Origin of the sequence: Streptomyces sp. NPDC020898, from assembly GCF_044333925.1 — a bacterium.
Classification (GTDB): Bacteria; Actinomycetota; Actinomycetes; order Streptomycetales; family Streptomycetaceae; genus Streptomyces.
The window spans coordinates 203,383-216,246 of the sequence record NZ_JBIRRV010000001.1; the positions used below are offsets into that span (position 1 = coordinate 203,383).

At 70.6% G+C, this 12,864-nt stretch carries 8 protein-coding genes; 4 read left to right on the forward strand and 4 right to left on the reverse strand.

From position 1 onward, the window contains the following. Positions 1-5 precede the first annotated feature (5 nt). The gene (locus ACH4TV_RS00925; protein WP_398392857.1) at positions 6-725 is read right to left on the reverse strand and encodes a VWA domain-containing protein; all 720 of its coding nucleotides are present in this window, start codon (positions 723-725) and stop codon (positions 6-8) included. Positions 726-803: 78 nt separating this feature from the next. Between ACH4TV_RS00925 and ACH4TV_RS00930 the strand changes: the two genes are divergently transcribed. Next, complete coding sequence (locus ACH4TV_RS00930) at positions 804-1,643, forward strand: chitosanase (RefSeq protein WP_398392859.1); 840 nt, start codon at positions 804-806, stop codon at positions 1,641-1,643. Between the two features lie 122 nt (positions 1,644-1,765). Here the strand turns inward: ACH4TV_RS00930 and ACH4TV_RS00935 are convergent, their stop codons facing one another. The 3 genes from ACH4TV_RS00935 to ACH4TV_RS00945 all read right to left on the reverse strand — a co-directional run bounded on the left by ACH4TV_RS00935 (position 1,766) and on the right by ACH4TV_RS00945 (position 8,937). After that, a complete protein-coding gene (locus tag ACH4TV_RS00935; RefSeq protein ID WP_398392861.1) occupies positions 1,766-3,226 on the reverse strand; it encodes a glutamate synthase subunit beta in 1,461 nt (486 codons plus the stop codon). Next, a complete protein-coding gene (gltB, locus tag ACH4TV_RS00940; protein ID WP_398392863.1) occupies positions 3,219-7,844 on the reverse strand; it encodes a glutamate synthase large subunit in 4,626 nt (1,541 codons plus the stop codon). The genes ACH4TV_RS00935 and gltB overlap by 8 nt, the downstream gene beginning before the upstream one ends. Positions 7,845-8,205: 361 nt before the next feature. Next, complete coding sequence (locus ACH4TV_RS00945; protein ID WP_398392865.1) at positions 8,206-8,937, reverse strand: VIT1/CCC1 transporter family protein; 732 nt, start codon at positions 8,935-8,937, stop codon at positions 8,206-8,208. Positions 8,938-9,233: 296 nt separating this feature from the next. On the opposite strand from ACH4TV_RS00945, the gene ACH4TV_RS00950 reads away from it, so the two are divergent. The 3 genes from ACH4TV_RS00950 to ACH4TV_RS00960 all read left to right on the forward strand — a co-directional run bounded on the left by ACH4TV_RS00950 (position 9,234) and on the right by ACH4TV_RS00960 (position 12,838). Continuing rightward, a complete protein-coding gene (locus tag ACH4TV_RS00950) occupies positions 9,234-10,328 on the forward strand; it encodes an ADP-ribosylglycohydrolase family protein (RefSeq protein ID WP_398392867.1) in 1,095 nt (364 codons plus the stop codon). 118 nt (positions 10,329-10,446) lie between these two features. Then, a complete protein-coding gene (locus ACH4TV_RS00955; protein ID WP_398392869.1) occupies positions 10,447-11,628 on the forward strand; it encodes an ADP-ribosylglycohydrolase family protein in 1,182 nt (393 codons plus the stop codon). A 7-nt stretch (positions 11,629-11,635) separates the two neighbouring features. Beyond that, entirely contained in the window at positions 11,636-12,838 is a 1,203-nt protein-coding gene (locus ACH4TV_RS00960) for an ADP-ribosylglycohydrolase family protein (RefSeq protein ID WP_398392871.1), read from the forward strand. Positions 12,839-12,864: the final 26 nt, after the last annotated feature.

Sequence of the window (12,864 nt, forward strand, 5' to 3'; positions counted from 1 at the left end):
CGGTGTCAGCCGACGATTCCTTCCGCCCGCGCCCCGACCAGCCACTTCGGGAACTCGCTCACCAGCCGGTCGTACAGCTCGTCGTCGGAGACGGCGCGCGGGTCCGAACCGGCGTGGAAGAACCCGGCGTTGTCGACGACCCGCCGCCCCGGCACGGCCAGCTCGTCGAGCTTGCGCAGGAAGTCGAACTGTTTGCTGTCGGCGTCCCCGAACCCGATGAACTGCCAGAACAGGGGCAGCCGGGCCGACTTGCACACGTACCGTTCGGCGGCGAGCTTGTTGATCGGGCCGCCGTCGGTCTGGAAGACGACGAGCGCGGGCGCCGTCGACCCGCTGTCGAGGTAGTGCTCGATGACGGCGTCCATGGCGAGGTGATAACTGGTTTTGCCCATGTGCCCGAGCCCGGCCACGATCCGGTCGACGCTCCCCGCGTGGTCGTCGAGCGCGATACCCGTCACGGCGTCGACATCGGTGGAGAAGAAGACGACGGGAACCGTTCCGTCGTCGTCGAAGTGGGCCGCAAGCCCCAGCACCCGGTCGGCGAGCGCCTGCACACTGCCGTCCTTGTAGTACGGCTTCATGGAACCGGAGTAGTCGACCACCAGATAGACGGCGGCCCGCTGCCCGCCGAGGCCGTGCCGGTCCACGGCCGCCCCGGCGCTCTTGTAGAGGCTGACCAGCGCGGGCGCGCTCTCCTGGACCTTGGTGAGACTGATCGCGGCCACGGATGGCCCCCTCTCCCTGACGGAAATGCCGAGGGTATGTCACCCGGCCGAGTGATCCCCCCACGTACCCTGTGCCCCATGAACCGAACCGGCGTTCTCATGCTCACCGTCGTGCCCTTGCTGGCCGCGACGGCGTGCCTGTCTGTCGCGTCGGACGACTCGCGCGGCCCCGACGTCAAGCGGGTGGAGGAAAGCCCGCTGGACGCGGAGTCCACGCTCATCGACCCGCCGAAGACGGAGCTGGCCCACCAGATCGTGGCGAGCGCCGAGAACGGGACGCTCGACTGGCGCAGTGCCTACGGCTATGTCGAGGACATCGGCGACGGCCAGGGCTACACGGCCGGCATCATCGGCTTCTGCACCGGCACGCACGACCTGCTCGCCCTCGTCGAGGAGTACACGAAAGAGCACCCGGACAACGCTCTCGCGCCCTACCTCCCGGCGCTGCGCGCGGTCGACGGCACGGACTCGCACGAGGGTCTCGACCCCGGTTTCCCGGCGGCCTGGAAGCAGGAGTCGAAGGTCGCCGCCTTCCGCGCGGCCCAGGACAAGAAGCGTGACAAGGGCTATTTCGAACCGGCGCTGCGGCTCGCCGTCCGCGACGGGCTGGGTCTGCTGGGCCAGTTCGTCTACTACGACGCGATGGTCTACCACGGCCCGGGCAACGACTGGTTCAGCGTGGGCGGCATCCGCGCCACCGCTCTGAAGCAGGCCGACAGCCCGGCGGAGGGCGGCGACGAGAAGGCGTACCTGGGCGCGTTCCTCGACGCCCGCCGCAAGGCGATGCTGGACAAGTGGCCGGACGTGGACACCAGCCGCGTCGACACGGCCCAACGGCGCTTCCTCGACGCGGGGAACCTGGCACTCCGTACACCGCTGGAGTGGAAGGTGTACGGGGACACGTACAAGGTGCCTTAGCGCCATGGCGATCCGGCTCCGAACGTGCCACGGCGCCCGTCACGTCCGGTCGGGGACTGTGGCGGGCGCCGTGGTTTTGTTCGTTCCGTACGCCTTTGTACGGGACGTCTTGGGGTGGAGCGTCAGACCATCAGGGAACGGTCCGTCGGGCGGATCGGGGCGTGCAGCTCGCTGCCACCGGTCAGGAAGCGGTCGACGCCACGGGCGGCCGAGCGGCCCTCCGCGATGGCCCACACGATGAGCGACTGGCCGCGGCCGGCGTCACCGGCGACGTACACGCCCGGGACGTTGGTCTGGAAGTCGGCGTCGCGGGCGATGTTGCCGCGCTCGTCGAGGTCCAGGCCGAACTGGTCGACGAGGCCGTTTTCGCGGTCGGTGCCCGTGAAGCCCATGGCGAGGGTGACCAGCTGGGCGGGGATCCTGCGCTCCGTGCCCGGCTTCGGGGTCAGCTTGCCGTCGACGAACTCGACCTCGGTGAGGTGCAGCCACTGCACGTTGCCGTGCTCGTCGCCCTCGAAGTGGGTCGTGGAGACGGAGTAGACGCGCTCGCCGCCCTCCTCGTGGGCCGAGGTGACCTTGTAGAGCATCGGGAAGGTCGGCCAGGGCTGCCCCGGGGTCCGGTCCTCGCCAGGCTGCGGCATGATCTCCAGCTGGGTGACGGAGGCCGCGCCCTGGCGGTGGGCGGTGCCCACGCAGTCCGCGCCCGTGTCGCCGCCGCCGATGACCACGACGTGCTTGCCCTCGGCGGTGACCGGCGGGGCCACGAAGTCGCCCTCCTGCACCTTGTTCGCCAGGGGCAGGTACTCCATCGCCTGGTAGACGCCCTTCAGCTCCCGCCCGGGGACGGGGAGTTCACGGGCGGTCGTCGCACCGGCGGCGATCACGACGGCGTCGTACCGCTTACGCAGGTCCGTCGCCTTGAGGTCGCGGCCGATCTCGATACCGGTACGGAAGCGGGTGCCCTCCGCACGCATCTGCTCGATACGGCGGTTGATGTGCCGCTTCTCCATCTTGAACTCGGGGATGCCGTAGCGCAGGAGGCCGCCGATACGGTCCGCGCGCTCGTACACCGCGACCGTGTGACCGGCGCGGGTGAGTTGCTGGGCAGCCGCCAGACCCGCCGGGCCCGACCCGATGACCGCGACCGTCTTGCCGGAGAGGCGCTCCGGGGCCTGGGGGGCGACGTCGCCCGTCTCCCAGGCCTTGTCGATGATCGAGACCTCGACGTTCTTGATGGTGACCGCGGGCTGGTTGATGCCCAGCACACACGCCGACTCGCACGGAGCCGGGCACAGGCGGCCGGTGAACTCCGGGAAGTTGTTGGTGGCGTGCAGCCGCTCGGACGCCGACGTCCAGTCCTCGCGGTAGGCGTAGTCGTTCCACTCGGGGATCAGGTTCCCCAGCGGACAGCCGTTGTGACAGAACGGGATACCGCAGTCCATGCAGCGGCCGGCCTGCTTACTGATGATCGGCAGGAGCGAACCGGGAACGTAGACCTCGTTCCAGTCCTTCAGGCGTACGTCGACGGGGCGGGACTTGGCGACCTCGCGGCCGTGGGTCAGAAAGCCCTTCGGGTCAGCCATTGATCGCCGCCTCCATCATCTTCTCGGTGATCTCGGTCTCGGTGAGACCGGCCTGCTCGGCGGCGGCCTTGGCGGCGAGCACTGCCTTGTACGTGCTGGGGATGATCTTGCTGAAGCGCTCCACCGCGACGTCCCACTCCGCCAGGAGCTTCTCGGCGACCGTCGAGCCGCTCTCCTCCTGGTGCCGGCGCACGACATCGTGCAGCCACTTCCGGTCGGAGTCGTCGAGGGCCTCGACCGCGCCCGCGTTGCCGACGTTGACGTTGGCGGGGTCCAGGTCGATGACGTACGCGATACCGCCCGACATACCGGCCGCGAAGTTGCGGCCCGTCTCGCCGAGGACGACCGCGTGACCGCCGGTCATGTACTCGCAGCCGTGGTCGCCCACGCCCTCCGAGACCACCGTGGCACCGGAGTTGCGGACACAGAACCGCTCGCCCGTACGACCGCGCAGGAACAGCTCGCCGCCGGTCGCGCCGTACGCGATGGTGTTGCCCGCGATCGTCGAGTACTCGGCGAGGTGATCGGCGCCCCGGTCCGGGCGGACGACCACACGGCCGCCCGACAGTCCCTTGCCGACGTAGTCGTTGGCGTCGCCTTCGAGGCGCAGCGTGACACCGCGCGGCAGGAAAGCGCCGAAGGACTGGCCGGCGCTGCCGGTGAAGGTGATGTCGATGGTGTCGTCGGGCAGACCGGCCCCGCCGAACTTCTTCGTCACCTCGTGGCCGAGCATCGTGCCGACCGTGCGGTTGATGTTGCGGATCGCGACCTGGGCACGGACCGGCTGGGCGTCGGTCGCGCTGTTCGCGGCGAGGGCGTCGGCGGCGAGCTTGATCAGCTCGTTGTCGAGCGCCTTCTCCAGGCCGTGGTCCTGCTCGATGACCTGGTGGTACACCGCGCCCTCGGGCAGCTCGGGCACGTAGAAGAGCGGGGCCAGGTCCAGGCCCTGCGCCTTCCAGTGGTTCACGGCACGCTCGACGTCGAGCGTGCCGGCCCGGCCGACGGCTTCCTCGATGGTGCGGAAGCCCAGCTCGGCGAGGATCTCGCGGACCTCTTCGGCGATGAACTGGAAGAAGTTCACGACGTACTCGGCCTTGCCCGCGAACCGGTCGCGGAGCACCGGGTTCTGGGTGGCGATGCCGACCGGGCAGGTGTCCAGGTGGCAGACGCGCATCATGACGCAGCCGGAGACGACGAGCGGCGCGGTCGCGAAACCGAACTCCTCGGCGCCCAGCAGCGCGGCGATGACGACGTCACGGCCGGTCTTCAGCTGGCCGTCGGTCTGCACGACGATGCGGTCGCGCAGGCCGTTGAGCAGCAGGGTCTGCTGGGTCTCGGCGAGGCCGAGCTCCCAGGGACCGCCCGCGTGCTTCAGCGAGGTGAGCGGCGAGGCGCCCGTACCGCCGTCGTGGCCGGAGATGAGCACGACGTCCGCGTGCGCCTTCGACACACCGGCGGCGACGGTCCCGACGCCGACCTCCGAGACCAGCTTCACGTGGATCCGCGCCTGCGGGTTCGCGTTCTTCAGGTCGTGGATCAGCTGGGCCAGGTCCTCGATGGAGTAGATGTCGTGGTGCGGCGGCGGCGAGATGAGGCCGACACCGGGCGTCGAGTGACGCGTCTTGGCGACCCACGGGTACACCTTGTGGCCGGGCAGCTGGCCGCCCTCGCCGGGCTTGGCACCCTGGGCCATCTTGATCTGGATGTCGTCCGCGTTGACCAGGTACTCGGACGTGACACCGAAGCGGCCGGAGGCGACCTGCTTGATGGCCGAGCGACGCGCCGGGTCGTACAGACGGTCCGCGTCCTCGCCGCCCTCACCGGTGTTGGACTTGGCGCCCAGCTGGTTCATGGCGATGGCGAGCGTCTCGTGCGCCTCCAGGGAGATGGAGCCGTACGACATGGCGCCGGTGGAGAACCGCTTGACGATCTCGCTGACCGGCTCGACCTCGTCGATGGAGATCGACGGGCGGTCGCTCTTGAAACCGAACAGCCCGCGGAGCGTCATCAGCCGCTCGGACTGCTCGTTCACCCGGTCCGTGTACTTCTTGAAGATGTCGTAGCGGCGGGTGCGCGTGGAGTGCTGGAGGCGGAAGACCGTCTCCGGGTCGAACAGGTGCGGCTCACCCTCGCGGCGCCACTGGTACTCGCCGCCTATGTCGAGCGCGCGGTGCGCCGGGGCGATACCGCTCGCCGGGTACGCCTTCGCGTGCCGGGCGGCGACCTCCTTGGCGATGACGTCGATGCCGACGCCGCCGATCTTGGTGGCGGTGCCGAGGAAGTACTTCTCGACGAAGGCCGTGTCGAGACCGACGGCCTCGAAGACCTGGGCGCCCCGGTAGGAGGCGACGGTCGAGATGCCCATCTTCGACATGACCTTGAGGACGCCCTTGCCGAGCGCGTAGATCAGGTTGCGGATGGCCTGCTCGGGCTCGATACCGGGCAGGAAGGTACCGGCGCGGACCAGGTCCTCGACGGACTCCATCGCCAGGTACGGGTTCACCGCGGCGGCGCCGAAGCCTATGAGCAGGGCGACGTGGTGGACCTCGCGGACGTCACCGGCCTCGACCAGCAGGCCCACCTGGGTGCGCTGCTTGGTGCGGATGAGGTGGTGGTGGACGGCCGCGGTGAGCAGCAGCGACGGGATCGGCGCGTGCTCGGCGTCCGAGTGGCGGTCCGACAGGACGATCAGACGGGCGCCGTTCTCGATCGCGGCGTCGGCCTCGGTGCAGATCTCGTCGATGCGGGCGGCGAGGGAGTCGCCGCCGCCGCTGACCCGGTAGAGGCCGGAGAGGGTCGCGGCCTTCATGCCGGGCATGTCGCCGTCGGCGTTGATGTGGATGAGCTTGGCCAGCTCGTCGTTGTCGATCACCGGGAAGGGCAGGGTGACGCTACGACAGGAGGCGGCGGTCGGCTCCAGCAGGTTGCTGGCGGGGCCGAGGGAGGAGCGCAGGCTGGTGACCAGTTCCTCGCGGATGGCGTCCAGCGGCGGGTTGGTGACCTGCGCGAACAGCTGGGTGAAGTAGTCGAACAGCAGTCGCGGACGCTCGCTGAGCGCGGCGATGGGCGAGTCGGTGCCCATGGAGCCGAGCGGCTCGCCGCCGGTCTTGGCCATCGGCGCGATGATGACGCGCAGCTCTTCCTCGGTGTAGCCGAAGGTCTGCTGGCGGCGGGTGACCGAGGCGTGCGTGTGCACGATGTGCTCGCGCTCGGGGAGGTCGGAGAGCTCGATCTCGCCGGCCTCGAGCCACTCCGCGTAGGGCTGCTCGGCGGCGAGGCCGGCCTTGATCTCGTCGTCCTCGATGATGCGGTGCTGGGCGGTGTCGACGAGGAACATCTTGCCGGGCTGCAGGCGGCCCTTGCGGACGACCTTCGCGGGGTCGATGTCGAGGACGCCGACCTCGGAGCCGAGGACGACGAGGCCCTCGTCGGTGACCCAGTAGCGGCCGGGGCGCAGACCGTTGCGGTCGAGGACCGCTCCGACCTGGACGCCGTCGGTGAAGGTGACACAGGCCGGGCCGTCCCAGGGCTCCATCATCGTGGCGTGGAACTGGTAGAAGGCGCGCTGGGCCGAGTCCATCGTGGTGTGGTTCTCCCACGCCTCGGGGATCATCATCAGCACGGAGTGCGGCAGCGAACGCCCACCGAGGTGGAGCAGTTCGAGCACCTCGTCGAAGGACGCGGAGTCGGAGGCGTCGGGGGTACAGATGGGGAAGACCCGCTCCAGCCCCTTGTCACCGAACAAGTCGCTGACCAGCTGCGACTCACGGGCCGCCATCCAGTTGCGGTTGCCCTTGACCGTGTTGATCTCGCCGTTGTGCGCGACGAAGCGGTACGGGTGGGCGAGCGGCCACGACGGGAAGGTGTTCGTGGAGAAGCGCGAGTGGACGAGCGCGACGGCCGACGCGAAGCGGCGGTCGGACAGGTCCGGGAAGAAGGGCTCCAGCTGGCCGGTGGTCAGCATGCCCTTGTAGACGATGGTCCGCGCGGACAGCGACGGGAAGTAGACGCCGACCTCGCGCTCGGCGCGCTTGCGCAGCGCGAAGGCCTTGCGGTCGAGGTCGATGCCCTTGCTCACGCCGTCGGCGACGAAGATCTGCCGGAAGGCGGGCATCGTCGAACGGGCGGTGGCACCGAGGAGTTCGGGGGCGACCGGAACGTCACGCCAGCCGAGGACGGTCAGGCCTTCTTCGGCGGCGATCGTCTCGATCGTTGAGACGGCGTCGGCGGTGGCGAGCTCCGTCTCCGCGGCGGTCCCGGCAGCGGGCCCCTCCGGCAGGAAGGCGATGCCGACCGCGTAGCCGCCGGCCTCGGGCAGCTCGAATCCGGCCACCTCACGGAAGAAGGCGTCGGGAACCTGGGAGAGGATGCCGGCGCCGTCGCCGGAGTCGGGCTCGGAGCCGGTGGCACCGCGGTGCTCCAGGTTACGAAGAACCGTGAGCGCCTGCTCGACCAGCGCATGGCTCGCCTCGCCGGTGAGGGTGGCCACGAAACCGACGCCACAGGCGTCGTGCTCGTTGCGGGGGTCGTACATACCCTGCGCAGCAGGGCGAGCATCCATGAAGGACCACTTCTGGCCATTCTCGGAATGCTGGGACGGCTGGCGCGGCGTACGCATCGGCTCTCCCGTCGTCGTTGTGTGGCATATGCATGGTGCCGAGGGACGACGTTGGCCCTCTGGAGTGCAAAATTTCGTGCAGGTTACATGATGGGGCGGTTCTCGGGAACCGGATACCGCGTACCAACATGCGGACACCGCGGTGCGCGGCATGGTGACCGCGCGGCGGTGGAAGCAATGGGGGTCGAAGCGGACAGATCGTTGTCCCTCGACCCATGGCAAGGAGAGCGTTGTCGCCCCCTCGCGGGTGCGCCGCAGGCTTCATTGCCCACAGCGCTTACGGCTCATGCCCCGTGGTTAAGCGTTCGAAACCAGCGGGTAACGGCTACTTATGCGGCCCAACGCATAAGTGCACGATCCCCTATCCTACGGCCGCACCGAACAGGTTGCCCAGGGCGTACGTCACACCGGCCGCCGCTCCGCCCAGCGCGAGCTGCCGCAACCCGCTGAACCACCAGGTCCGAGCCGTCACCCGGGCCACCACCGCCCCACATCCGAAGAGCCCGACGAGCGCGACCAGCACGGCCGGCCAGAGCGCGGTCGCCCCCAGCAGATACGGCAGTACGGGGAGCAGCGCACCCAGCGCGAACGCCCCGAAGGACGACACCGCGGCGACGGTGGGCGAGGGCAGGTCACCGGGGTCGACACCCAGTTCCTCACGGGCATGTATCTCCAGCGCCTGTTCGGGGTCGTGCGAGAGCTGCCGGGCGACTTCACGGGCGAGTTCCGGCTCGACACCCCGGGACTCGTAGAGGTCGGCGAGCTCACGCTCCTCATCCACCGGATGCTTCCTCAACTCCCGTCGCTCGACGTCGAGTTCAGCCTGGACGAGCTCGCGCTGCGAGGCCACGGAGGTGTACTCCCCGGCGGCCATGGAGAAGGCGCCGGCGGCAAGACCGGCGAGCCCGGTGATGACGATCGTCCGATGCGAGACAGCCCCGCCCGCCACACCGGTCATCAGGGCGAGGTTGGAGACGAGCCCGTCCATCGCCCCGAAGACGGCAGGCCGCAGCCACCCTCCGGTCACATCCCGGTGAGTGTGGTTGTCGCGGTGCGCCTCGTGCAGCGCCGCCTCGGTCCCGATGATGGCCATGCCGTCCCCCAACTCGCTTCGGGCGTTGCTTCTGGAATGTTTCCAAGTTGGACTGATTCCACTTTTCGACAACACCAAAAATACGCCGCAGATTCCCCCTGCACCAGCAAGGAAAGGCTGCCCTCACCTGCATATTCACCCATCTCGCTCATCCGTGAGGGTGCTCGCACATATGTCGACCGGGTGATGATGGGGCGCCTGAGGCTCGTGCGAACCCCGCCGGTGGAACAGTTCCGCAAAGGGTTCCGCTCCCCGCGAGGGAGCGCCCGGAACCCACCGGAGGAGAGGCCGCGCGTATGGCATCGATCGCCTGCATTCCCTCGGTCCCGGCGCCCGGGGACGCCGCCCGACTCCGCGACAGAGCACGCGGCGCCCTGCTGGGCCTCGCCGTGGGGGACGCGCTCGGCGCCCCCGCCGAGAACATGAAGCCGTCGGAGATCCGCGCCCGCTGGGGCCGCATCACCGGATACGTGTCCGAGAACCCCGCCGGCACGGACGACACGGAGTACGCGATCTTCTCCGGCCTCCTCCTCGCCCGGCACGGCTCGGCCCTCACCCCGGCCCATGTGGAGGCGGCCTGGCACCAGTGGATCGCCGACCTCGACGAGGGCCCCTTCCGGGGCGCGGGTTTCAGCGAACGAGGCACGCTGGAAAACCTCCGCCGAGGCTTGGCAGCCCCCATCTCGGCCCAGCACCGCCACGCCTGGAGCGACGGTCTGGCGATGCGCGCGGCCCCCTTCGGCGTCTTCGCGGCGGGCCGCCCGGCCGAGGCGGCCCGGCTGGTGGCGATCGACGGCTCGGTGAGCCATGACGGCGAGGGCATCTACGGCGGCCAGGCGGTGGCGGCGGGCGTGGCGGCGGCGATGGCGGGCGCCCCGACGATCGCGGTAGTGGCGTCAGCCCTGGCGGTGGTCCCGGACGACAGCTGGACGGCCCGCTCACTCCGCCGGGCGGTGGCGGTGGCCCACCGAGGCGAACGCGCGGTGCGCTCCGCGGTGGTGATCGGCGGCTACCCCTGGACCGACCTGGCCCCCGAAGCCGTCGCCCTCGCCTTCGGCGCGTACGCGGCGGCCGACGGCGACTTCAGGGAATCGGTCCTGACAGCCGTCAACATGGGCCGCGACGCGGACACGACAGCAGCGGTGGCGGGCGCCCTGGCAGGCGCGACCCACGGCGCCTCGGCCATCCCGCCCGAGTGGGCGGACGCGATCGGCCCGGCCCGCGGCTCCTGCCTCCCCTCCATGGCAGGCCACCACGTCCTCGACGTGGCGGAACTCCTGACCCCGGGCGAGGGCGGCAAGTGGGGCGCGAAGCCTGTCGCACGGGAGCGGGCAGAGTACGTCCTCGCCCCGGACGAGGACACGGCAGCAGAAACGGAGGCACAGCTGTGAAACCCACCAGCCCCCGCCATCACTTCAGCCCCAGCGCCCGCATTTCAGCCCGTCCGGCGTTTGAGGACGAGGCCCGTTCAGGGCCGACAGCGGGGGTCTGGGGGCGCAGCCCCCAGGGATGGGAACGGGTAGGGGCGGCGGGGGCGAAAAACCCCACCCGAGCCGAAGCCGAGGTCCGCCCATGAGCACCCGCCGCGTCGAGGGCCTGCTCCTGGGCCTGGCCGCCGGGGACGCCGCCGGCTGGCCGGCCGCCCGGCACCGGGCGGCCAGGATGCCCGACTGGACCCGCCGCCTCACCCGCGAACTGGACACCTTCGCCGAGCAGAACGCGACGACCACACTCCCCGTACCGATCGCCCTCAACCAGCCCCCGGAACCCCTCCGACTCGGCCCCTCCGACGACGCCGAGTGGGCGGCGTTCGCGGCCGAGGCCCTGCTGCGGGCAGGCGACGACACCGTGCTGGGCGACCTGAGCCGCGAGCGCCGCGCCCGCGCCGCCATCGACCTGTCCTGGAACGCGGTCGCCAGTGAGGTGGCCGCAGCGGCGGAACGCGCCCCCGAGGTCGAGTCGGCGGTACTGCCCCTGCGCGCCCGTATCTCCGTACGCGCCGGCCTCGGCAACCTCGCCGCCGGTCTGCGCCCGCCCGCCACCGGCCACGACAACCCGCACTACTTCGACGACGCGGCCTGCGTACGGGCCTGTGTGCTGGCGGTGGCCCACCCGGGCGACCCCCGACTCGCCGCCGAACTGGCCGAGTTCGACGCCCGCTACACCCAGGACGGCGACGGCGTGCACGGCGCCCGCGCGATGGCGGCGGCCCTCGCACTGGCGCTGGCGGGAGCGACAGTGGACGAGTGCGTCACCGCGGCTCTCACGGAACTCCCGGAGTCCACCGAGATCGGCCGCAACGCCCGCCACGCGCTGAAGCTGGCCCAGGACGCCGAGAGCGCGTTCGCCCTGGTCCCGCTGCTGGAGCACCAGATCGTGGACCACGTCTACAGCTACGGTATCGCCGCCGCCGAGACCGTCCCGGTCGCTCTCGCACTGGCCACCGCGGCCCAGGGGCGGATCGCCGATGCGGTCCCGGCAGCGGCCTGTCTGTCCCGGGTCGCGGACTCGGCCCCGGCGCTGGCGGGCGCCCTCACCGGCGCGCTGGGCGGCGGCGCCGCGATCCCGGCGGCCTGGCGGGACGCCTGCCGCACCCTCTCCGGCTGCACCCTCCCCCGGCTGACCGGCACCGACCTCGTGGAACTCGCCGAACTCCTGGAAGCCACGCAACGGGCCACTCCAGGTGGATGATTCGGGCATGACGCCCAAAGGAGAAGAAACCCGAGCAGTACGCGCAGGAGCAGCAGGTCACGCGGTGGGGCTGGACGAGCGGATCGCCGGCGCCCTGGTCGGCGCGGCCGTCGGCGACGCGCTCGGCGGCCCCGTCGAGGGCTACTCACCGGAGCAGATCCTCGAACGCCACGCGGGCCGCGTCCACGGCATCGTCGGCCCCTGGAACGGGGACGCCTGGCGCACCGCCCGCCCGATCGCCCCGTACCACAAGGGCGACGGCCACGTCACCGACGACACCTTGATGACCCACGCGCTGGTACGGGTGTACGCCCAGGTCCGTGACCATCTGGACGCGTACGCGGTCGCCGACCACCTGGTGCCGGACCTGATGACGAACCCGCGCTGGATCCCGGAGTTGGAGGCCGAGGCGCTTCCCCTGCAGCGCCTCTTCCTGGCGGAGAAATGGCTGGTGGCCAGGCTCCACTACGGCCACGTCGACCCCCGCGAGGCAGGCGTGGGCAACATCGTCAACTGCGGTGCGGCGATGTACATGGCCCCGGTCGGCCTGGTCAACGCGGCCAACCCGGCGGGCGCGTACGCCGAGGCCCTCGACATCGCGGGCGCCCACCAGTCCTCGTACGGCCGAGAGGCGGCGGCGGTCTTCGCAGCGGCGGTGGCGGCGGCGTGCGCCCCGGACGCGACCCCCGACTCCGTGATCGGCTCCTGTCTGTCCCTGGCGAAGGACGGCACCCGGGCCGCGATCGAGACGGTGTGCGAAGTGGCCTCCCGCTACACGGACTTCGAGTCGGCGCTGCGTCCGCTGCGGGAGGCGGTGACTCCGTACGACACGGTGGGCCCGGACTACCGCACCCCGTCGCTGGGCGCCCGTCGCCCGTCCCGTCTCCACGCGATCGAGGAACTCCCGCTGGCACTGGGCATGTTGGTGGTGTCGGGCGGCAACTACCGGCATGCGGTGCTGGGTTCGGTGAACTACGGCCGCGACTGCGACTCGATCGCGACGATGGCCGGGGCCCTCGCGGGCGCCCTGGGCTCCGAGGTGCCGGCCGACTGGTCGAAGACGGTCGCGGAGGCGAGCCGCCTGGATCTGTGGGAGCCCGCGCGAACGCTGGCCGAGGTGACCCGGGAGGTCTTCGCCCGGGACGTGGGTCGACGCCGGTCCCACGAAACGGCGTTCGCACAGCTCAGGAGCCCGGAATGCTCCGACTGACCTGGGTCCAGCCGGAGGACCTGATC